The sequence below is a fragment of the Bradyrhizobium sp. CCBAU 11361 genome (assembly GCF_028128935.1).
Taxonomy (GTDB): domain Bacteria; phylum Pseudomonadota; class Alphaproteobacteria; order Rhizobiales; family Xanthobacteraceae; genus Bradyrhizobium; species Bradyrhizobium niftali.
The window spans coordinates 1-22098 of record NZ_LBJZ01000142.1; the positions used below are offsets into that span (position 1 = coordinate 1).

The 22098-nt window shown below is 57.3% G+C and carries 16 protein-coding genes and 1 pseudogene; 4 read left to right on the forward strand and 13 right to left on the reverse strand.

Features of this window, described 5'->3' with window-relative positions; translation table 11 throughout:
- Positions 1–200 precede the first annotated feature (200 nt).
- From XI08_RS12070 to XI08_RS12090, 5 genes are all read right to left on the reverse strand, one after another.
- Positions 201–1484, reverse strand: coding sequence for an ABC transporter ATP-binding protein (locus tag XI08_RS12070; RefSeq protein WP_271574541.1), 1284 nt, complete (start codon positions 1482–1484; stop codon positions 201–203).
- Positions 1477–2280 carry an ABC transporter permease gene (locus XI08_RS12075; protein WP_271574556.1) on the reverse strand — a complete coding sequence of 268 codons (804 nt, stop codon included), beginning with the start codon at positions 2278–2280 and terminating at the stop codon, positions 1477–1479. Before XI08_RS12075 ends, XI08_RS12070 begins: the two co-directional genes overlap by 8 nt.
- An 18-nt stretch (positions 2281–2298) precedes the next feature.
- On the reverse strand, positions 2299–3084 hold the full coding sequence (locus tag XI08_RS12080) for an ABC transporter permease (RefSeq protein WP_271574542.1): 786 nt from the start codon (positions 3082–3084) through the stop codon (positions 2299–2301).
- A gap of 121 nt (positions 3085–3205) precedes the next feature.
- Positions 3206–4261: an ABC transporter substrate-binding protein gene (locus XI08_RS12085; RefSeq protein ID WP_271574543.1), complete on the reverse strand. Its 1056-nt coding sequence runs from the start codon at positions 4259–4261 to the stop codon at positions 3206–3208.
- Between the two features lie 631 nt (positions 4262–4892).
- Positions 4893–6077, reverse strand: a complete 1185-nt coding sequence (locus XI08_RS12090; protein WP_271574544.1) for a M20 metallopeptidase family protein — start codon at positions 6075–6077, stop codon at positions 4893–4895.
- Positions 6078–6894: 817 nt separating this feature from the next.
- Here XI08_RS12090 and XI08_RS12095 point away from each other — a divergent pair.
- Positions 6895–7368: an Lrp/AsnC family transcriptional regulator gene (locus XI08_RS12095; protein WP_271574545.1), complete on the forward strand. Its 474-nt coding sequence runs from the start codon at positions 6895–6897 to the stop codon at positions 7366–7368.
- A gap of 340 nt (positions 7369–7708) precedes the next feature.
- On the opposite strand, the gene XI08_RS12100 is transcribed toward XI08_RS12095, so the two are convergent.
- The 8 genes from XI08_RS12100 to XI08_RS12135 all read right to left on the reverse strand — a co-directional run bounded on the left by XI08_RS12100 (position 7709) and on the right by XI08_RS12135 (position 20638).
- Positions 7709–8083, reverse strand: a complete 375-nt coding sequence (locus XI08_RS12100) for a cupin domain-containing protein (protein WP_271574546.1) — start codon at positions 8081–8083, stop codon at positions 7709–7711.
- 439 nt (positions 8084–8522) lie between these two features.
- Positions 8523–9704 (reverse strand): M24 family metallopeptidase, encoded by a 1182-nt coding sequence (locus XI08_RS12105; protein ID WP_271574547.1) that lies wholly within the window; start codon positions 9702–9704, stop codon positions 8523–8525.
- Between the two features lie 802 nt (positions 9705–10506).
- Positions 10507–11934, reverse strand: a complete 1428-nt coding sequence (locus XI08_RS12110; RefSeq protein ID WP_271574548.1) for an FAD-dependent oxidoreductase — start codon at positions 11932–11934, stop codon at positions 10507–10509.
- A 500-nt stretch (positions 11935–12434) separates the two neighbouring features.
- A complete protein-coding gene (purU, locus tag XI08_RS12115) occupies positions 12435–13298 on the reverse strand; it encodes a formyltetrahydrofolate deformylase (protein ID WP_271574549.1) in 864 nt (287 codons plus the stop codon).
- A 58-nt stretch (positions 13299–13356) separates the two neighbouring features.
- On the reverse strand, positions 13357–15861 hold the full coding sequence (locus XI08_RS12120; RefSeq protein ID WP_271574550.1) for a GcvT family protein: 2505 nt from the start codon (positions 15859–15861) through the stop codon (positions 13357–13359).
- A 657-nt stretch (positions 15862–16518) separates the two neighbouring features.
- A complete protein-coding gene (folD, locus tag XI08_RS12125) occupies positions 16519–17475 on the reverse strand; it encodes a bifunctional methylenetetrahydrofolate dehydrogenase/methenyltetrahydrofolate cyclohydrolase FolD (protein WP_271574551.1) in 957 nt (318 codons plus the stop codon).
- 285 nt (positions 17476–17760) lie between these two features.
- Positions 17761–19149, reverse strand: a complete 1389-nt coding sequence (locus XI08_RS12130; RefSeq protein ID WP_271574552.1) for an aminotransferase — start codon at positions 19147–19149, stop codon at positions 17761–17763.
- 10 nt (positions 19150–19159) lie between these two features.
- Entirely contained in the window at positions 19160–20638 is a 1479-nt protein-coding gene (locus XI08_RS12135) for an NAD-dependent succinate-semialdehyde dehydrogenase (RefSeq protein ID WP_442869809.1), read from the reverse strand.
- A 190-nt stretch (positions 20639–20828) separates the two neighbouring features.
- Here XI08_RS12135 and XI08_RS12140 point away from each other — a divergent pair, with 190 nt between their 5' ends.
- The 3 genes and pseudogenes from XI08_RS12140 (at position 20829) to XI08_RS12150 (ending at position 22081) form a co-directional block, all read left to right on the forward strand.
- The gene (locus XI08_RS12140) at positions 20829–21305 is read left to right on the forward strand and encodes an Lrp/AsnC family transcriptional regulator (protein ID WP_271574554.1); all 477 of its coding nucleotides are present in this window, start codon (positions 20829–20831) and stop codon (positions 21303–21305) included.
- A 72-nt stretch (positions 21306–21377) separates the two neighbouring features.
- Positions 21378–21485: pseudogene (locus XI08_RS12145) on the forward strand (transposase); the annotation flags it as partial.
- A 335-nt stretch (positions 21486–21820) separates the two neighbouring features.
- Positions 21821–22081 carry a hypothetical protein gene (locus XI08_RS12150; protein WP_271574555.1) on the forward strand — a complete coding sequence of 87 codons (261 nt, stop codon included), beginning with the start codon at positions 21821–21823 and terminating at the stop codon, positions 22079–22081.
- The last annotated feature ends 17 nt before the right edge of the window (positions 22082–22098 follow it).

Genomic DNA, 22098 nt, shown 5'->3' on the forward strand with positions numbered 1-22098 from the left:
CTTACTGTATATGACGGCTCGCATGTTGCCGATCAGCTCACGCCGAACAAGGTGCGGGAGACACACCGCTTACGATCCATGCCGCTTGCGAGACGACATTGGAGCGTACGGCGCCGGCCAGGCACTTTTACGCGGCTTAGCCGGCGCTTCGAACGTTGCCGCCAGTCGCCCCGGCAGATTAGCGCAGCTCTTAGGGAGCGTTATTTCTCGAGAACCACCACGTCCGAGGACGACCAGCAAAGTTGAACTCGCGCTCCGGCCGCCGGCCTTGATTCGGCGCGATCCGATATCATCTTGGCGGTGATCTTTAGGTCGTTGTCGGTATTGACAGTCACGCGCGTCATACCTCCGATGAACGAGCTGCTTACAACTTCGCCCGTGAGTACATCGGTGCCGGGCGTGACCGGCTCGTCAACTCCGGCAATTCGCATTTTCTCCGGCCGCACCATAACCAGGAGCTCCGATCCTTCGGGCCGTCGCGCTCCAGGGACGCTAATAGACCGGCTTCCGGCGATCGCCATCCGATCAGCGCTGATCATTCGTCCGCTGATTAGATTCGATTCGCCGATGAACTCTGCTACAAAACGGCTGCGCGGCTTAAAGTACAACTCATCCGGTGTCCCAAGCTGAGCGATTTGCCCCGTGCCCATCAGGCAGATGCGGTCTGACATGTTGAGCGCCTCTTCCTGGTCATGCGTAACATAGATAAACGTAATTCCGAGGTCCTTGTGGAGACGCTTGATCTCTCCTTGCATTTGTTCGCGCAGGTTCTTGTCCAGCGCGCCCAGAGGCTCATCCATCATGATGATGGAGGGCGAATATACGATGCATCGCGCAATTCCTACGCGCTGCTGTTGCCCGCCCGACAACTGCCCCGGCTTTCGATTTTCAAAGCCAGCCAAACCGACGCGATCGAGAGCTTCCATGACCTTGGGCCGGATCGTTTTGGAGGACTGGCGGCGCGCACGCAATGGATAGGCCACGTTCTCGAACACCGTCATGTGTGGCATCAGGGCGTAATTCTGGAACACCATCCCAATCCCCCTCTCGCGCGGAGGCATTCGGGTGATGTCACGTCCATCGAGCAGAATAGTGCCGCTCGTTGGTCCCATCGCACCTGCGATCAGGTTGAGCAGCGTAGTCTTGCCCGAGCCAGACGGGCCAAGTAAGGTGAGGAATTCGCCTTTCTCCACGCAGAGGTCGGTCGGGTGCAACGCCGTCACCACGCCGAACGTCTTGGATATACCGTGCAACGCGATCGCGTGGGCGACGGGATTGCCGAGATCAGTGCAGCCCTGCATCCGGTTTACTCCTTTACCGGGTTCGTATGGACGAAGCGCAGGCGTCTGCGATCGGAGCAAGCCGCTAGGCACGTGCTGACGTCTGATCTCTTCAAAGGCACCCTCGTTCTTGAGCTGAGGCTTCATTCGGAATTGCGTCCTTATACTATCGAAGCGGATCGTCGCACCCAATCGATCAAACATTGACAGGGGTCTCCTTCTTCAATGCGATCGTCACTATGCAGACGAGCAGAGAAACGGCCATGAACAATGTGGACACGGCCGCAATTACCGGCGAAACCTCCCATTCGAGAGCGCTGAACATTCTCACTGGGAGAGTGACCGTGCTTGTACCGGCCAGGAACCATGAGATGACAACTTCATCGAAGGACAGCAGAAAGGCAAAGAATGTAGCACTGACGACCGAAGGGATGAGTTGCGGTATCACCACCGTCACGAACATTCGCAGCGGTCCGGCACCCATCAATTCAGCGCCGAATTCGAGATTGCGGTCTAACTTGTTGACACCCGCCATGATCAGCAGGATCACATAAGGCAAGGTGACCATGACGTGGCCTAGCACCAAGGATAACGTTGTTGCGCTGATCCCGAGGTAGGAAAAGTAGAAATAAAGTCCGAGCGCGGTAACGATGGAGGGAACGACAAGCGGGCTCATGACTATGCTAGAAATCAACCCTTTGCCGAGGAATTGGTGGCGAGCGATCCAGTAACCTGCGGGCACACCAGCAAGTATTGCCAGCGCCGTAGAGCCGAGCGCGACCTTGATACTTTCGAAGAGGGGCTCCAGCCAAGCCGGTGAACTAAAGAATATCCTGAACAAATCGAGTGAGTAACTCGACGGCGGGAAAGCCAGCGCATTTGTCGGGCCAAAGGCCATCGGCACAGTGACCACGAGCGGAGCCAGTAGAAACACGTAGACAACCACAGCCAATCCAGTGCCCATCGCTCGGTAGCGACGCGCATGAGGGTCACGAAACATGTCTGACACGACGGAATCCTACAGTTTGCGGCGGCGCCAAAGCGCCAGAGGAGCGGCGAAGATTAGAGCCATGCCAAAAAGCACCACGCTAACGGCTGAGGCTTTGGGCCATGCGAGGACTTGCCGGTTGTAGAAATCGACCAGATTAGACAGCATTTGATCTTGGGAACCACCGAGTAGTGCCGGGACTACGAAGGCGCCCAACGACATCACGAATGTGCTCAATAGAGCAGCGAATAGGCCGGGCAAACTCATGGGAATGGTGACCGTCCAAAATATGCGCGCGGACTTGGCTCCCATTATGGAAGCTGCGCGGTAGATCGCTCCGTCAATAGCGAGCAGGCTAGCAAGAACGGGCAACACGACAAACGGAATGAGAAAATTTGTTAGGCCGATCAGGAGGCCCATCCGGTTGAACACGAACGGTAGCTCGATCTTCGCATTGAAAGCCCAGCTGAGAGCACTGTTGATGATCCCCTCACGTCCCAAGATAATCGTAAATGCGAAGCATTTAACCAAGACACTGGTCCAGAGCGGAAGAAGTACGAGCACCGTCAACGCAGTTCGGCGACGCGGCGACTGACGAGCAAGGTGCAGCGCCACAATGAATCCAAGAAGCAAGCTAATTGCTGACGCCGAGGCTGCTACAACAAGTGTCGTGCCCAACGCTCGCCCGAACAATTTGCTTGTTAGAACCTCACCAAAAGAGGCCACCGACAGGGCTGATCCGTCGACGCTGGTGTAGAATACGTACAAAAGAGGAGGTAGCACAATTCCGACCGCCACCAAGACGGCAGGCGACATGAAGATAGTCTGCGCGCGAATGTTGCTAATACGACTCATGAGCCCGCTAAACGCTTCAATAGAGATGATAGACTACCGCGCATCCACAACAACGCGGATAAATGGCCGCCGCGAAACGCCGTCATGTCAGCAGCCATTCCTGAAAACGACGCGATACCGATTCGAAATTATCCGCCCAATACTCATTGCTCATCATGAGATTGTTGGGGTTGCTCAGGTCCGGCTGCCACTTGCGCGCCTCGAGGGAAAGCATCGGCAGCGCCTTCTTTGATACCGGCAGAAACCCGAGCTGATTGTCCATTCGCGCCTGAACTTCGGGGCGCAACATATAGGCGATCAGCTTCATCGCATTCTCTTTGTTCGGCGCCCCTTTGAGCACCGCAAGGGGACTCGTAAAGATCAGATTTTGGTCTAGGGAGAACGCCAATGGCATCCCACCCCCAGGTTCATTCGTCGCCTTGACGCGATTGTTATAAGTATAGCTAAAATCGACCTCCCCTGTCTGCACAAGAGAAATGGTTTGAGTAGTCGCACTCGCCCATACGATTCCCGGCTTGATCCGATCGAGCACCTTGAACGCACGCTCCAGATCGAGAGGATAAATGTCCTTTGGCGCCACACCGTCGGCAAGGAGAGCCGCCTCAAGCGCCCCGTCAGGCTCTTTGCGAAGACAGCGACGACCTGGGAATTTCTTGATATCGAAGAATTCAGCAAGGTTCGCCGGATGCTTTCCGGCGCCGTATTTCTTCGGATCCCACGCCACGCCCGCAGCATAGAGATCAAGTGTGACGACGTCGCTCGTCGGCTGAATGGCCAGATCCTTCAAGTCGAACATGGAAGTATCCAACTTCTCCCAAAAGCCCTGCTTGGATCCAGATGCAGCCCACGTTCCATTACCGTTGTAGATGTCCCACTCGACGCTACGCGTGAGCTGCATAGCCTTGATTTTTGCAAGGTCGGGGGCGGGAACGAATTTAACTTTGATTCCCGTTTCCGCAGCGAACGGAGTCATCACATACTTGACCAACGTCTCTTGAAACGTCCCCCCATACCCAACCATTGTCACGAAATCAGTAGCTGCGACGGCGCGCGAGCCAATGACCATTGGCGCCGCGAGGACGCCAGCCGCCCCGGCGAGAAAAGAGCGGCGCGAAAACTTCGAATCGAATCTGTCCATGGACGCTTCCCTAGTGTTCTGGCAATCCGCGCGAAAGGGCCGCAGCCAGTTGGCGCAAAGCTATTTCAACCGGCCGCAGCATTCCACTGATGTTGGCAAGGCCACGCTGAATTTGTGCGCATCACGGTGTCTTCGAGATGTGTTTCTGCGCCTTCGTAAGGTGCGGCCGAAGGTGGGAACCATGAGCAGAGCGCGTTGCACGGCAGATTAGCTTGCCCTTACCTGTGGACTTCCGCCCGTTTTCTACCAATGATTGCGAAAATTGCTACGCTTCTCTTAGGCTGATCTACCGCCGCGCAAGGCGCAACGTCTCGTCTGACGCTGGCGGAGACGGATCAATGCCCTCGTGCAGACTTCTGATTCATGGAATGCGCAAAGGCCAAGCCACCCGTTGGCCGCGCCCGAGAACATGCCTGCCGCCCTGGCTCGCAAAATCGGCACCTGATCCATGCCGTAATACCTCGCGGCCGCCGCAATGCTGCCCCTCCGAACTATCGAGATTGAGGTCTGGCCTCGTTATGATAAGGGCAGAGCATGCATGCGGCTGATGGCCTCCTTCTGTCGCTACTGAGGCAAGGGATTCATGCGTCTGCGCAATGGCGTGTATTAGGCCCAGCCCTCGCCAGCCGCTTCAAAACTTCAGCAGATCGAGAATGTATCTGATCGTGAGCTCCGTCGTCGGAATAAGGAGGTCATCGGAGGCTCCGAAGGTCGGAGTATGCACAAGGGAGTCGTTGCCGGGTGCAGCGCTACCAAACCAGAAATAGATGGAGGGCACGCAGGCCGCATAGAAGCCGAAGTCATCACTCCCGTTTGCCTGCTTTTTCTTGTCGGTGAGAGCGTCGCGCCCCTCTGTCTCACAGACAAGTTGGTGGAAGCGCTGAACCATTTCGGCATCGTTGATGACGGGCGGCTCGCCGGTGCGAATGACGCACTCGGCTTTACCGCGATGCATCGTAGCCACACCTTCAGCCACTTCGCGCACCCGTTGCGATAGCAGCGAGCGACGCTCAGGGCTACGAGTTCTGATAGTCCCCTCTATAACGACCGAAGGACAGATGATGTTGGCTGCCTGCCCGCCGTGGATGGTACCAATGGTGATGACCGCGCCGTCATCGATCGGCATTTCGCGCGAGATCAGCTTCTGCACCTCGTTGATGAAGGCGGCTGCTATTGTGATCGCGTCGACACCTTTATGAGGTGCCGCGCCATGTGCCATTGTACCGGTGATGGTCAGATTGAACTGATCCGCAGATTTGGTTACCGCACCTTCGCGCGCACCGAACGTGCCGGCAGGAATATCGGGCGCGACGTGGAAGCCAACCGCCGCATCGAAGCCGTCCAATAATTTTTTCTCTTCCACAGTGCGCCCGCCCATTGGCTCTGCCTCCTCGGCGGGCTGAAAGAACACGCGCACTTTACCGGCGAAATTGTCACGAAGCCGGTGGAACGCCAAGGCGGTACCGAGCGCGATCGAACCGTGCATATCGTGTCCGCAGGCGTGCATAACGCCATCCACCTGCGAACGATAGGACAGATCCTCGCGGGCCTCTTGGATCGGGAGCGCATCGATATCGCCGCGCACCGCGATCGAGCGCTTCGGGCCGGATGCGGTGCCCTCGATGTCGATATAGAGACCGGTGTTGTGGAAGACCTTCGCGCCGGTGATGCCGAATTTCTCCAATGTCGAGCGGATCCGCTCCTGCGTCTTCCATTCTGCATTGGAAAGTTCAGGCTCTTGATGCATGGCATGGCGAAGCTCTATCACCGCCTCGCGTTCGACACCGGAGAGAAAGCTGTTGCTGCGTTTGATCATCGGCTTGAATCCCTCTTTGATCTCGGTCGACGCAGGCCGTCGAAGATGGGAACGTTACCCCGTCGAGTGGACAAAAGTCGGCCAACTCCTCAACATGCGGCGCATACATTCATCTAATTATGTGATTTTGTGCAGAACTTCTTCGCCGCCCTGCGAAATTCCAATACAGGGCGCAGGCGGATCGCAAGGGCGGTCGATTGAACGACAGTCTCGCTAGTATGCCCGCACCGAACAGGGCTGAATATCAAGCGTCTATCCGGCTCTCACCACTATCTCGTACGCGGGCGGGCTCCGGTTGGCCAAGGTGACATCCCACGCGGCCGCCGTGACGTGGGACCTGAGAGTGCGAGAGTCAGAGCGAAGTTCGGACGTCCGAGGCGCTGATGTAATCTATGAGATATCTCGCGAGATGACGCGATTCTGGAACGACGGCGGCGGCGCGTGATGTCAGTGAGCGGGCGAACCGCCGATATCCACGGGCCGCAACGTCGTTTCGAGTGCAGCTCGTTTTGAGCCAGGCCGACGCCGGATTGATCAGTGGCGGAAAGTGGCTCCGCCAACGCCTTGCGAGGCTTAGCGTAGTTGGGGCGGCGCTGGCGCTTACGCCGCAATAGAGTCGTTTGGTAACACCATACCTAACTCCTCCAAAAGCTAACTCTTCGGAGGCCGAACAGCTGACGGGAGGCGATCCAACAATTCAACAATCTGCCGGATTTCCTCGAACAAGCTAAATGGTGATACTATAAACGTCGAATTTTTCCTCTGATCGGAGCATTCCTGCGTTAGGATACCATCTTGAGCCCAAATTGAGCCGGCCATGCAGTACGATCGAATAGACGCCCGCATTCTAGAGATCGTGCAAAAGAACAATCGCCTGACTACGGACGTAATCGGCGAGCGCGCTGGGCTGTCGGCCACCGCGTGTCAACGGCGACTAAAGAGGCTCCGCTCGGAGGGGATCATCGAGGCTGATGTCTCGATCGTCTCACCCAAGGCGGTTGGGAACCCTATCCAGATGCTCGTTCTGGTGACCCTGGAGCGAGAGCGAGCGGACATAATTGACAAGTTCAAGAAGGCGATAAAATCCTCCATAGAAGTCGTCAATGGATTTTACGTCACTGGCGACGCTGATTTCGTGTTGTACGTGACTGCGCGAAGCATGGAGGACTACGAGCAGTTCACCCGGCGCTTCTTCTACGAAAACACGGATATAAAAGCCGTCAAGACTATGGTCATCATTGATCGTGTCAAGGCAGGCTTTGCTGTCCCAATTGAGACCCCGGACGATTGATGTTGCTCGACGGTGCGCCCAAATCAGCGCCATTACTGAACCCTTCGGCCCGTGCAAACAGTGGCGCCGAATTGACAAAAACTTCGTGCCCCGATCCTGGTCAAACACGCCCGCCGGAAACCCGAGGGAATGAGCCATAACAGCGGGTGATGCGCTGGCTCTCAAAGAGAAGCGTTCTCGTAGGCGCTGAACTGCTATCGAGAGCGTGGCGCGGTAAGGAAATTGTAGTTGCTGGCTTGCTACCGGGCTCGCTGCACAACCTTAAATGGCGCCTAAGGGCGAACCCACAACAGCGCCTGTAGATCTGCCGCAGAGTCGCCCCCAAGATTGATAGCTGCGATCAGGCAGCCGGCGTGTTCCTAGGAAGTATGACGTAGGCTTTCCGAACTGTCTCGATTACATTCCATTCTCCGTTCGTGTTCGGATGAAAATAAATGGAGTCACCGGGCTCAATAAGGATTGCGTCCCCGCTGTCGGGAGTAAACGTGCAACGCCCTGAAAGAAAGGTGGAGAATTCTGCCTCGGCCACCTGACGGCGCCATCTTCCCGGCGTGCATTCCCAAACGCCGGTGGTGGTTGCGTCCACAGGAGACTTGAAGGCGACCTTATTGCGCATAATCGAGACCGGCTCACCGACGGGGCGAGAAACCGGGCTGACATTGTCGAGGGCACTGGTAGGCAACTTGATCGAATCTTTAAGGAGAACCGGTGTCATGATCTTTTCCGTTTTTGTGTAATGTCGATTGCGTTGGAGGCGAATAGTCGAACGGCGCAGGATCACACCGCAAGTCTATCGATCGATAGAGCGAGCGGATCATTTGCAAAGCATTGCGCCGTTCAATCGAGGCACTTCGATGTTCTGCGGTCTCTCTCTTTTTCATTCAGCGCGCGCCTTAGATTGCACTGTCATAATTGGTCGGCCCGTTCTCAAGGGATGCGGCCTGGCGCGAACCGCCAACCCTCGTTTCTTTCCCCCGGTCGAACAATCTGCCCCTCGAACGCTTTAAGCAGGGGTAGTCGATTCGCGGTCGCACTAACGCGTGCGAGCTCTGCTGGCGCGCGCAACTGTATCGTCCACCGAGAACTTGCACGAGAGCTCTCGGCCTCCAGCGTTTGAGGAGGACGGTCACACCGCTCGCGCGTCTTCGCTATCCTCATGGAGCGGATGGAAGCTCGAAGAGTTTCAAAGGCGTCTTGGTCAACACTTCGACCCCAGAGTCGGTCACACGAATACACTGGCTCACCATCACGCCAAAGTCCTCGTCAACCCAGTTACCGAGATGCAAATGGAACGTCATGTTCGGCTTCAGCACGGTCATATCGCCTTCCTTGAGACTAGCGGTCGTTTCCGTCCAGTCGATCCCCACAGGGTAGCCGAAGCGGGACTCCTTGTGGACGCCGTGCTTTTCAAGGGCACGCTGGGCGGCTTGCGCGATGTCGCTACAGGTGCTCCCTGGACGAAACGCGCCAAGCGCAGCGTCGAGACCAGCGAGCTGGGCCTCATGTACACGGTGTAGACGTTCGGAGGGGCGACCAATTGAAAAGGTGCGGCTCATCGGAGCAGTGTAGGTGTAACGCACGCCAGCGACTTCAAGGTTGATTTGAGAACCCACTCGATAAACGTCGTCGCTCCACGTAAGGTGACTTGTTCCGGTCCGAGGAGAGGAGTTCATCCAGAAATTGGCGAGGGACGTCCCTGCTTTTCCGTTGGTACCGCGGGCGAGGGTCGCTACGATCTCTGCGGCCGCATCAGCTTCTCGCACACCAGGACGTATGACTTCTGCGGCGCGCATCATTCCTGCATCGGTGATGGCAGCTGCGTCCTTCATGAAAGCAATCTCCAGATCCGACTTGATCATCCGGATCCAGGTGATAGCGCCAGTAAAATCCACAATCTTTGCTTTTGGCAATCGCGCTTTAAACTTTTCTACAGCCGCCGGGGGCAAGTTGCCAAATTCAAGTCCTACGGCGCGGTTGGCGGCGCCCACCTCATGTAGGAAGTCGATGACGCTGTCGTAGCCGTCCTTCTCTGGGTTACCAATGAGCGCTTCTGGGTAGCCGATGACCTTATCGCGCTGCAAGAACGTCTGATGATGGGCTGCCGGAGCATCCATCTGGCGTAGAATAATTGTCGGCTCCTCTTCGCGCGTTGAAACTACGAGCCCCTGCGGAACGTAGCCCGATCGTGCAGTATAGCCTGTGAGATAGTTCATGTGCCTGTCGAAAGACACGACAAGCGCATCGATGTCCCGGCGACCCATTTCCGCCTTCACTGCAGCAAGTCTTCGCAGATACTCTGTTCTCGGAAACGCCTGAGGTGCTTTGTTGATCGCCATAGTCGTGGCTCCATCGAGATGCGGGGTGGCTTTGGTGGCCGGCAAGATCGCTACCATCTGCAACCATTACTGAGTCTGGCGACCGATTTCGCTCATTTTTTGCGCTTCATTGCGGGATTTCTGCGTTCGAACCGAAGGTTCTCACGCGATTATGCGTCACGTCGGGTTCGCGCGACATGACGAGGGTCTCGAGCGGGCACAGGCTTGTCAGTGATCGTAGCGGCGCGCCTGGGATCGACGCCGGAGATAGAGGAGCGATGGGATAGTAGGCCTTCGATTTCGAACAGTCGTCAATTATCTCCAGTGCCCATATCGTCGAATACCCGGGACTTCAAGGTAGATGATCGCGACCGAGCGAGTTAGGGTGATACGCTCGCGCGCGGCGATCGAGATCGGGATCACTGCCTCAGCTAGTGGGGGAAACACTTCCAAACAAACCGAGCCAAACGAAGCACTGCAATTCACATCCGCGAATGATGCAGTCCAAGCAGCCATCGTCACTGCGGGCGCGAGTACCACGACATACTCCGATCCCGTAAGCCACACACATTCCCGAGGCCACGCGGCCAGAAACAGTAATCGCACCCAATTCGAGTTAGGACGCGATCACCTGTTTTCCGGAGCGGGAGCAAGCAAAAAGACAAATCAGATCCTAAGATCTCGTCGTTGAGTCGCCCCGCTACCTCCTCGCATCTTAGTCGGTTTTCCTTACGGTGGAGCGAGCGGCGAGATACACGAAAGTCGCGATCGACAAAATCTTTCGCGGATCGAGAATGAGAATTCGGCGGCCCGATGCGCAAGGTCAGTTGCGCGTTGAAGGCACATAACCGACGGGAGCAAGGTTGGCGAGCGCAAGAGTGAACGGATCGCAGCGCCGATCACGATCTTCCAAGCCCTCTTTCCGTCGAAGCGCTTCGCGGACAACGATGGCGCCGACATAGCGGAACGGCTCGATCGGGAACTTTTCAACATCATCGCGGACCAGCCCACATCGGGACCACTCGTTCGTTTCGTCAAGAGCAAGCGAAGCGAGTATCTTTCCGCCTAGGACGGTGGGCCCGACCCCTTGACCAGAAAAGCCGATGCCGAAAGATACATCCGGGTGACCGTCGAGACGGCCGAAAAAGGGTAAACCATCCACGGATCTGTCAATGGGGCCGGTCCACGAAGATTCGATGTCCAGGCCATTGAGCATCGGATAGAGGTTGCGGAAGCTTTCCTCCACGTCATTGGCCCTGGGTGAGGGCCCTTCATAGTGATCGGCTACCTGGCCGGCGAACGCGAAGTGTCCCAGCGATTTGCCGAAAACGATGCGGCCATCCGGCGTGTTACGGTAGTAATTTAGGAACATGCGAGAATCACATATTGCGACGCCATTCGTGAAGCCGATCTCTTTCAGCTTGTCGGAGCTGGCTCTCGTCGCAATCATGTCGCTGGACACGATCACTACCTTACGCCGCAGATAGGGGAATTGGGCCCCCCAAGCGTTCATGGCCAATACCACCTTCTTGCTTGTAATCGAACCTGTACGCGTTATCACCTTTGGCGTTCTTGTCCGCTCAAGACGGATCATTGGCGAGTGCTCATAAATCGTGACGCCCAGTTCCTGGGCGTGACGGCGAAGACCGAGGGCAAGGATCGCCGGCTGCACTGTGGCGGCATGAGGTTCGAATACTCCGGCCAGGTTACCCTCTGTCCCGCCTAAGCCCGCGACGTCACTACGGTCAAGGACCTGGAACGGGCCCACGCCATGCTTCGCCAATTCGCTGATCAGAGGATTCCAGCAGCCGATTTGGGACGCAGAGGTGGCGGTCCACAACCACCCATCAGCGCGGAACTCAGCCTCTATGCCGTTCTCACGACAGAACGCGCCAATTTCCAGCACCGCTTCCGCGGAGCTTTGAGCAATCCGGGTTGCTTCATCGGGCCCGCACAACTTGTGCAATGAAAGATATTTGGCCCAATAGCTTGTGACGAATCCGCCGTTCCGGCCGCTTGCTCCCGCCCCGCACAAATCCCTCTCCACAATCGCCACTTTGAGTGATGGCGACCATTGCTTGATGCGAATTGCGGTCCATAGACCGAGGTAACCGCCGCCGACGATCGTCACGTCCGCAGTAACGTGCGTCGACAAGGATTGCGCCTGGGGCTTCCCAACTCGATCGAATGCCTGCTTTAACCAGAAATTGTCCATTCCAACGCCATAACCGATTGATTGTGGCATCAGCATAAAAGGGCCGCCTGGACATTTGAGACCCACTCTCCGCGCCAATCCGATGATTTACTGCATCGTGTATACGCATCGCGCCGATTCTATTCAAAATTCGAGGTGATCATGCGGCGTCGCCGAATCCGCGTCTCAGAGTTTTGAGAGCCACAGAGTCGCGAAGACCATGGCCAGCCTTGCCCCACAAAACCTCCCGCCGACGTCATCCAACCCAACGCTTCAGCTTAACCAAAGGCATCACCACCAACGTTCTCGCGAGGTCGCGAGCAAGTTGGCGCGGAGCGTTCCAATCTCGTCGATCTAGGAAAGCAGCCAAGCGCGACAACAGTCGCTTGCGGTCCGCCGTTGCGGAGCGCAACACCCGGCCATCATATGCACGCAAATTAGCCTAAGACAATGGAAAGCAGCCCATTGGCGCGCGTCCATCGGCCTCACATCAGCTTGTGTGCTCAGCACCACTCTTCATGTCCGAGAAGATGCGCTCTGTCGCGCCGAAGCTTGGGCTAGCCCGTGAAGACCACCGTCTTTTTTCCGTTCAGCACCACGCGATCTTCGAGATGGTGGAGCACTGCGCGAGCGAGTACGCGCCTTTCGATATCACGACCTTTGCGAACAAGATCGTCTGGCATATCGCGATGCGAGATTCGCTCGACATCTTGCTCTATAATTGGTCCTTCATCCAGGTCGGAGGTCACATAATGAGCTGTCGCACCGATCAATTTGACGCCTCGTTCATGAGCTTGGTGATAGGGTTTGGCGCCCTTGAAGCCCGGGAGGAACGAGTGGTGGATATTGATGCAGCGCCCCGACAATTTGGCGGAGAAGCCATCCGAGAGAATCTGCATATACCGCGCAAGGACAACAAGCTCCGTGCTGGTCTCCTGCACGAGCGCCCAAATTCGTGCTTCTTGTTCCATCCTGGTCTGCTTGGTGACAGGGAGATGGTAGAATGGCAGTTCACCCAGATCGGTAGAAGACAGATGTTCGCGACTGTGGTTGGAGACGATCGCGGTCAGCTCCATCGGAAGCTCCCCGATGCGCCACCGGTAGAGCAGATCCGCCAGACAGTGATCGAATTTGGAGACGAGCAGCATGACTCGTTTTTTGGCGGCGCGCTCACGCAATGTGAATTTCATACCGAGACGATTGGCCAACTCTTCGACCGATGCGGCGATGTCAGCTTGTGAATTCGCATCCTCGAGACGATCGAAGACCACGCGCATGAAAAAGTGACCGGTTTCAATGTCATCGAACTGCTGCGCATCGCGAATATTGCAGCCGGCCTGGAATAAGAGACTTGAGACCGCCGATACAATACCTGGACGATCGGGGCAGGAGAACGCGAGAATCATCGAACGGTCGGCCATAGCAGTCACCGCCGGGCGGCGGCCCCATAAGAAACGTAAAACAAGCAGTTGATTTGAGTCAGTTCTTCGAGCGTGCCGAGAGCAGCTCCGGGGCAATGAGGTCTTCGAGCTTGCGCAATTCACCCTTCACTCGCGTACGGTTTAAATCGTAAAAGGCGCGAAGTGATGCGATGGCCGCATGCCTCTCGCTTGCGATCTCTATCTCAAAAGCTCCCTCGGACAGCCATTGAGCACTCACGCCGCTCTCGCAGTGCAAATATCCCATGCCAACACCGCAACCGAGAGTATGACCAAACCCAGCGGAGCGCAGGTAGCCGACGAGCGCACCATTGCGCCACACCGGCTCTGTTCCGAACATCAGCGGCGTCGCCGCGGGCGCAGCAAATTGCACCAGGCGCCGGCGGGGAGTCTGCCCGCGCTGCGATTCAAGCGCTGCACGCCCGATGAAATCGCCCTTGTTCCAGGCGATCGTGAATCCAAGTCCAGCTTCAAGTGGAGAATCTTCATCACTCACGTCCGCACCCCAGTCACGGTAACCTGCCTCAAGGCGCAACGTATTCAATGCGACGTAGCCGGCATGGCGCAGTTCGAGATCGCGCCCCGCCGCGACAAGGGCATCGTAGACACCGAGTGTCTGTTCAGCCGGGATGTGCAGCTCCCAGCCAAGCTCACCCACGAACGTCATGCGGAAGGCGAGCGCCATACCATAGCCAATCTCGATTTCACGGGCTGTTGCGAAGGGAAATGCAGCATCCGAGAAATCCGCTGGGCTGACGCGCATGAGCAGCTCTCGTGCACGCGGTCCCATGACGGAAAGACATGAGTAGCCCGAGGATACGTCGGTGACGAACACGTGGCCCGCCCCTTTGGCATGTGTTCGCAGCCACGCAAGATCGCGAATGCGCTGCACAGCAGCCGTGACCACCAGGAACTCTTCATTGCCCGTTCGCGCGATCGTGACGTCGGACTCCATGCCACCCCGCTCATTGAGCCAGGGCGTGTAAACGATCCGGCCAACCGGAACGTCGATATCATTCGTGGAGAGGCGCTGAAGAAAGGCGAGAGCATCGCGTCCTTGTACCAGCACGTGGGCGAAGGAGGTTTGATCAAACAGCGTCACCCCGGACCGAGCCGCCTCGTGTTCCGCCCCACTCGATTTGAACCAATCGTCGCGAGCAAACGTGGCGTGAGCGTTCGCCGGCGCCTCAGCGGAGGCAAACCATTGCGCGCGCTCCCACCCGGCGGCTTCGCCGAAGATCGCGCCCGCGGCTGCCAACCGGTCGTGAAGCGGCGAGACGCGCACGTTTCGAGCCGTCGCCGGTGACTTGTGAGGCCAATGCAGAGCATAAAGAAGGCCGACTGCCTCGCCCGTGCGATCATGCAGATATCGCCGGTTGCGCTGGAATGGCATGGCACGCCGGACGTCCATTTCCCAATAGTCATTAGCCGGCATTCCCGTCGACATCCACTCGGCTACGACTTTGCCAGCGCCGCCAGAAGATTCGATACCGCACGAATTGAACCCGGACGCCACATAGAGCCCATTAATATCGGGAGCGGGCCCTAACAGGAATCGATTATCAGGCGTAAAGCTTTCCGGGCCATTGAAGCTCAGTTGAAGCCCCACATTCTCCAACGCCGGCATGCGGCGCATGGCATCGGCAAGGTGAGGCTCGATATGCTCGAAATCGTCAGGCAACGAATCGAAACTGAACTCACGCGGGATCCCCTCCATGCCCCACGGCTTGCCATGAGGCTCGAAGAAACCCACCAGCAACTTCCCCGCGTCTTCTTTTGCGTAGAAGCAGGCATCGAGATCGCGCACCGTGGGTGTGTCGGGTGACAGACCAGGAATGGCCTCTGTCACGACATAGAAGTGTTCGGCCGCATGCAGTGGCACCGCCCAATTCAGATCGGCAGCGAGCGTGCGTGTCCACATTCCCGCGCAAATCACCACTCTTTCGGAGCGCACGGTGCCTTCCGCTGTTTCTACACCGGCAACTTGCCCCTTTTCCACGATGATGCGCGTCACCGGTGTCCGCTCGAGAATCTTCGCGCCTCCCTGCCGCGCGCCGGCGGCGAAGGCGCGCGCCGTGTCCACCGGGCTCGTCTTACCGTCGGATGCGATCCATGCGGCACCAAGAACGTCGGCCACGTCGAGCAAGGGCACGCGTCGCTTGGCTTCGGCAGCGTCGATGATCTCCACGTCCAGACCAAAGGAGCGCCCCATGGAGGCACCACGCCGCAGCTCTTCAAGACGCGCGGGCGTTGCCGCGACCGTGATCGACCCACACTGCCGAAAGCCGGTGCCTTGGCCGGTGCGCTCCTCGAGTTCGCGGAACAACCCCGCGGTATATTGGGCCAGCTTCGCCATATTCTCGCTGGCTCGCAGCTGCGTGACCAGTCCTGCTGCATGCCAGGTCGTGCCGCTTGTCAGCTGGTCACGCTCGATCAGCAAAACGTCGCGATGCCCCAGCCGGGTAAGGTGGTAGGCGATCGATAGACCGATGATGCCACCACCAACGATGACATATTCCGCATGGGAGGGCAGTTTGCTTTGCATTCCACGACTCAAGGACATAACCGCAGGTGAGTCCGGGCGCAGCCCAAGAATCAGCGATTGGATATTAGGATTGGCGGCGCGGACGTCGCGAACGAATTGATTGCGATACCGCCTCTGGCGTGCATGACGGGAGCGGGTGTGATAGCAGCGATCCCGCTTACCAAAACCTCATGCGCGACAGAGTCTCGGGGGTATAAGAAACTATGCGAAGTTCACTTTGATCGTCCTCCCGCGCTGTGATTCTGCGATCTTGCCTGCTCGGCAAATTGCCTCTCTCAAATAGTATCGGGCGCCCGATCAGATTTTGTTCGATATAGGCCTTCGCGGAACAGAAATTCTGCGCGTGATCGATAAAACGATATCTTTTGCGTCGTGAGGCCTTGGTGCTCACGCGAGCAAGCCGCGGGGATGACGGAGGGATCTGGCGCCGCCCAGTGCAATGGCCAGTTTCCAATCCATGCGCGGCAGCCACGGGGCGATGATCGCGCGGCGTCCTTGCGAACCGCCTCTCAAGCGATCTCAACTGAGCGCGAGCCATTGGCCCGCGACCGTTTCTGGACGCAGCGTCGGTGGTAGATTGACCGACTTCGGTCAAATACCTCCAACGGAAGCAATTGCATGCTGGGCTCGCTAGAGAGCCGTGATGCTCAGATCAGTCTAGGTTGCTTGCTGCAGCTCGACTTCACGAGTTGTCTCCCGGAAGGAGGCTGGCCACACCTGCCCGGCATCCGGGCTCATCACCAGAGACAGACCTCGGCGCGAAACCGCTGCATTTACTGTGTTCGCGAGCAAGTAAGCGACAGTCATAGGCCCAACACCGCCAGGTACTGGGCTTATATAGCTCGCGCGCTTACTCGCTTCGGCGAAAGCTACATCTCCGACAATTTTGACGGTGCCTGTGGGATCTTGCGCTCGGTTGATCCCGACATCAATTACGATCGCGCCCGGCTTGAGCCAATCGCCTCGCACCAACTCCGGGCAACCTGCTGCCGCGACAACAATGTCGGCCCTCCGACAAAGGTCGGGCAGGTTTCGGGTCTGTAGTTGCGCACCTGTCACCGTGCACCCGGCATCGCCAAGCAGAAGCGCCAACGGTTTTCCGACGATGTTCGAGCGACCGATAACGACAATGTCAAGGCCACTCAGATCGCTCACGACAGTCTTAATAAGATGCATAACCCCAAGCGGAGTGCAAGGGGCGAGAGCTGGTAGACCCGTCGCCAATCTTCCAACATTGTAGGGGTGAAAGCCGTCTACGTCCTTAGCTGGATTGATCGCCTCCAACACGCGCCAACGGTCGACGTGTCCGGGTAGCGGAAGCTGAATGAGTATGCCATCGATAGATTCATCATCATTGAGCTCCTCGACCAACTCCAGCAGAGCGGCTTCACTGACATTGCTTGGCAGCAGGCATTGCCGAGACTTTAAACCCGCGGCCTGCGCATGTCTGGCTTTCATCTTCACGTAAACGGAACTAGCGGGATCGTCGCCGACAAGTACCACCGCAAGCCCTGGGGTCACATTCCACTTCGCCTGGAGCAACGCCACGTCGCGAGCGACGCGAGCCCGAAGGAACTCGGCGATAGCCTTTCCATCGATACGGATAGCGTTCATGGATATTTCCTAAGGATCTCCGTCGGGCGAAGTGCGCTGTCTTGCCGACGCCGAGCATTCAAGCGAACTGCGCTGGGGGTGAGATTTGCGTTGTCTAATCCGCGATGCCCGCCGCAAAATGACAGGCTAGCCGGCAATTGAAATTGCCATCAACGCTTGCTCTCAGCTGCCGCGCATATCCGTTGCTAGAGGCAGTCCCGGCGGGCTGATATGAGAAACACTGAGGTTCTGGCAGCGTGCGTTATAGACGGCTCTGGGGTAGCAAACCAGTCTCCAGACGCTCGTCTAGTGTTTCGCCAGCTCGTCCATTACTTGCTTCGTCGCGCGATAAGCGAGCTCCACGATCTCATCTATCTCAGCTTCAGATACGACCAGCGGCGGCGCGAATCCGAGGATATCTCCATGCGGCATTGCTCGTGCAATGAGCCCCCGATCACGGGCAGCCTTAGAGATGCGGGCGCCCACCTTGAGCGCCGGATCGAACCGGCGTTTGGTATGGCGATCCGCGACAAACTCTACGGCACCGAGCAAGCCCACGCCTCGCACTTCGCCAACGATTTCAAGTTGAGCGAACCTTTGCCGAAGGCGCCCAAGGAAGTGCCCGCCAACGATCCTAGCGCGGTCGCTCAGTCGTTCCTTCTCGACGATATCGAGGACTGCGTTGGCCGCGGCGGCAGCAATCGGGTGACCGGAATAGGTGTATCCATGTGAAAATGCCCCGACCCGATCCGCGGCTTCCTCCATAACGGAATACACCCTCTCACCAACGATTGCGGCGGAGAGCGGCACGTAGCCAGACGTCAGACCTTTCGCGACCGTCACCAGATCCGGCTCGATACCATACAGCGTACTGCCGAAGTCCGCGCCGGTCCGACCGAATCCACAAATCACCTCGTCAGCGATCAATAGAACGTCGTACCGCCTGAGCACGGCTTGGATTTCGCGCCAGTAGCCAGTGGGAGGCGGGGTAATTCCTCCCGTACCCAACACCGGCTCGGCAATAAAAGCGCCAATTGTTTCGGGCCCCTCCCGCACAATCAGTTTTTCGAGCTCGGCGGCTCGACGGCGAGAAAACGATTCTTCGGTTTCGCCCGACTCAGCGCCCCAATAGTGATGCGGCGTTCCGGTGTGCAGAATGCCAGGAAATGGGAGGTCCATGTGATCATGGTAGAATGACATCCCGGTCATTGACCCGGAGATTACGGAGCAGCCATGATAACCTCGCTCGCGCGAGATGATCTTCTTCTTCTTAGGTTGGCCACGCAGGTTGTTATAATACCAGACGAGCTTGGCCTGGGTTTCATTGGCATCCGATCCAGACAGCCCAAAGAAGGCTTTGCTGGGCTTTCCTGGCGCCATTCGCACAAGACGATCCGAAAGTGTCGCCAGTTCTTCAGTCGTATGCGCCGCGTACGAGTGGTAGTACGCCAACTTGTACGCTTGCCGCGCGATGGCCTCCGCCACTTCGGTCCGACCATATCCAATATTTACACAGTACAGGCCCGCAAAGCCGTCGATGTAAGTGCGCCCCTCTGCGTCCTTGATACGAATGCCCTTGCCGTCCGTGACAATTGTGGGATCACCGATCTTGCCGCTCGCGAAGTCCCTCAGCTGAGTAAAAGGATGCAGAACACTTGCGCGATCTCGTTCTGCGATGGTCTTGATGTCAGTCATCCCAATTCTCCTAAGCGAGCAAGTCGCCGAAGCAGACGTACTTAAGTTCCATGTATTCTGCCAAGCCGTGCCGTGAGCCTTCACGACCGAGCCCAGACTGCTTCCAGCCACCGAACGGAATAGGCGGGCCCGTGAAGGAGGCTGTATTGATGCCCAACATGCCGCACTCGATCTGCTCAGAGAGTCGTAGCGCTCGACGGAGACTGTCCGTGTAGACGTATCCAGCCAACCCCATTTCGTTGGCATTAGCGCGGGCGACAACTTCCTCCTCAGAATGGAACGGAAGCACTGCGGCGACTGGCCCGAATGTTTCCTCGCGCGCGATAAGCATCTCTTCCGTGACATCAGTTAGAAGAGTCGGAAGAACGAAGTTTGACCCCAAGTTGGCGCCGTCACCAGCGGAGATAACTCGCGCGCCTTTCGCAGCGGCATCTTCGATTTGGATTCTACACTTGTTAGCGACCGACACCTTGGTCATTGGGCCGATATCGGTTGAACATTCCAGACCGTGGCCGACCTTAAGTTTGGCGATCGCCGCGGCGAACGCATCAACAAAGGCTCCGTAAATGCCCTTTTGCACGTAGATGCGGTTTGCCGCCAAGCAATCCTGCCCCGACGTCGCGAACTTTGCGGCCATCACGCCCTTGACGGCCTTATCCAGATCAACGTCATCAAAAACGATGAACGGAGCATGCCCGCCGAGCTCGAGGGAGACTTTTTTCACTGTCTCCGCCGAGGCCTCCAGAAGCAGCCGACCGACTTCCGTGGAGCCCGTGAACGAGAGCGCCCGTATTCTCGCGTCGCGTAACAGCGGCTTTGAAAGTTCGATCGAATCACCCACGAGCACCTGGAAGACGCCGCGCGAGATTCCAGCCTCTTCAGCCAACCTGGCGATGGCAAGAGCAGAAAGCGGAGTTTCGGGAGCAGGCTTCACAATGATCGGACAACCGGCAGCAAGGGCCGCCCCAGCTTTCCGCGTGATCATGGCAACAGGAAAATTCCATGGAGTGATAGCCGCCGCGACTCCAATTGGCTGCATTCGAACCTGAAGCAGACTCCCAGGCTTGTGGCTTGGAATCGTCTCTCCGTATGTTCGCTCACCTTCTGCAGCGAACCAATCGAGAAATCCCGCACCATATGCAATTTCATGGCGCGCCTCAGTTATCGGCTTGCCCTGCTCGCTTGTCACCAGGATCGCAAGCTCCTCCGAATGCTCAAGCATCAACGACGCCCAAGCCCTAAGGATCACACCGCGCTGCGAGGGCAACAGCCCTCGCCAAGCTTGAAACGATCGCTCAGCTGCGGCGATTGCACGTTCCATATGCGCAACATGGCAGCGGGCAACATTCGCGATCTGCTCCCCGGTCGCCGGATCTACCACAACATCTCTGCGGTCGCCCGCAACCCAGCAGCCGTCAATGAGTGCGGCCCCCGCCAGGAAATCGCGACGTCGCAGATCTTGCAGATGCCTCCTTGCAAGGCCGGCCAAATGCGGGCCTTCGTGCCGAACGGTCTGAAAGGTCATTTGGCAGTCCCACCCACTCATCAGTTGAAATTGCTCACGTATTCAGGATACTGATATCGACAACACATTTGCGTCGCATTTCCGGTCGTTTGGGAGATTTCCTGCAACGCACAGGCTATTTGCGAGGAAACGCAGCTCAAGCGTGGAGCCGATTATGCAGTACGATCGAATTGATGCCCGCATCCTCGAAATCGTTCAAAAGAACAACCGTCTAACTTCCGAGGTCATCGGCGAACTCGCGGGTCTTTCTGCTACGGCCTGTCAGCGGAGACTAAAGAGACTCCGTTCAGAAGGAATCATCGAGGCGGACGTCTCTATCGTTTCGCCGAAAGCCGTAGGAAGACCGATCCAAATGCTGGTGCTGGTGAGCCTGGAAAGAGAGCGTTCCGACATAATCGACAGGTTCAAGAAGGCGATCAAATCGTCAGCCGAAGTTGTCAATGGATTTTACGTCACTGGCGATGCTGATTTTGTGCTCTACGTGACTGCGCCCAGCATGGAAGACTACGAGCAGTTCACTAGGCGGTTTTTCTATGAGAACCCCGACATCAAGGGCGTGAAGACGATGGTCATCATGGACCGCGTAAAGGCAGGCTTTTCAGTTCCAATTGAGAGTCCGTCGGAGGATTGATGGAGACACTGACCTTGCCCGGCAGGCTTAATCCGGTTTGAAGTTCGTTCTGGCCCACACAAGGACCAGACCATGAAGCGCAGCCGCATTTCGGAAGAGCAGATCATCGGGATTTTGAAGGAGCATGAGGCCGGCGTTTCGGTTTCCGATCTGTGTCGCAAGCACGGCGTCAGCGATGCCAACATCCGATTTGACCGAGTTCGGGAGCCTATTCGGCGAAGTGAACAAGGATGATCCGTCTGCCGCGCTGAACTCGCTAACGACCACGATCTCCAATCTTGCCGGTACGTTGACCAGCCCGGCAATGAAAGAGGCCGCCAACATTATGTACTGGCTTTCGAGTAGGATCGGTGGTTTCGGCAAAAGTATCGCAGCGTTCAACAAGGCAAACCCGATCGCGGCCAAATGGATTGGCGGTGGTGCACTCGCCGGCGGTCTCGGCGTGGGTGGCATTACAACTGGCAGTCTGACGTATCGCTTCATGAACGGCTTGGTCTGTCAGTTCTGCCGTCGCGTTGCACACCTCAGCCGCGGCGCTGTCCGCGGCCGCGGCGGAGCTGTCGGCAGCCGCGCTCGGCGGCAAGGGCCGTGCCGTGACCACGGGCGCCGCTGGTGCGGCCGCCGGCGGTGGCGGCATCTGGGCGTTGGGGGCCCGCGCGCTTCCCTTCGTGCCCGGCGTGGCGCTGGCGACGGGCGTAGCCGGCATCGGCCACAACAGCTGCTGTTCGTTTGTGAATTGCCGCACAGGTTTCACCAGCTTTGGAAAGCTAGCGTGAGTACAGAGCCGCTAGGT